We start from the raw sequence: 724 nt of genomic DNA, 5'->3' as shown, positions 1-724 counted from the left end.
ACAAAGACAGAGAGTCAGATTGAGATTGTGCCTTCTTATGGATTATCAGATGAGCAAAAAGAGCAGCTTTTGACTGCTGGATTTAAGCATGCAGAAGAAGATAAAAACGCTCGTTCTTTAATTGAGACTAAAGTAGAAGCTGAGCGCGAAGTGCTCGCGCTACAATCCGCCCTGAACGAGTTTGCTGCTTTATTAACATCGGAGGAGCAGCAGTCCCTTGCTAAGCATATTCAAGGGTTACAAACGGCCCTTGAAACTGACGACTTATCAGTTATCGAGAGAGAACAAGCTTCACTTAAACCGCACAGCGACGCTTTTGCTGCTCGTATTATGAATCAGAGTGTCAAAGCCAGCATGGCAGGTACAAGTGCTCAGGACTGGTAATAGCTACACTGATGACTATAAATCAATAAGTATAATTCATTTAATATAATATATTTATACGTTATAACATTTCATTTTTAGATTTTTAATCGATTAGTATTGGACAGACAATTTATGCCAAAGATTACTGTACTACCCCATCACGAGATTTGCCCTGAAGGTACTGAGGTCGAGCTTCAATCTGGTGATAATTTATGTAAAGCCTTGCTTGAAAAAGGCGTCAAGATTGAACATGCTTGTGAGATGTCAAAAGCATGTACGACCTGTCATGTCGTGGTTCGTAAAGGATTTAATAGCTTAGAAGAAATGGATGATATTGAAGCCGACTTGTTAGATCGTG

At 39.8% G+C, this 724-nt stretch carries 2 protein-coding genes; both read left to right on the top strand.

The features are described 5' to 3' along the window. A partial coding sequence (locus tag ACS8FD_RS20355; protein WP_439277199.1) for an Hsp70 family protein occupies positions 1-384 on the top strand: 384 nt, incomplete at its 5' end. Between the two features lie 114 nt (positions 385-498). Continuing rightward, a partial coding sequence (locus ACS8FD_RS20350) for a 2Fe-2S iron-sulfur cluster-binding protein (RefSeq protein WP_439277198.1) occupies positions 499-724 on the top strand: 226 nt, incomplete at its 3' end.

This window comes from Psychrobacter sp. 1U2 (genome assembly GCF_051847575.1).
The sequence above is the reverse complement of the archived record's forward strand: the minus strand, read 5'-3'. Positions and strand labels throughout refer to the sequence as shown.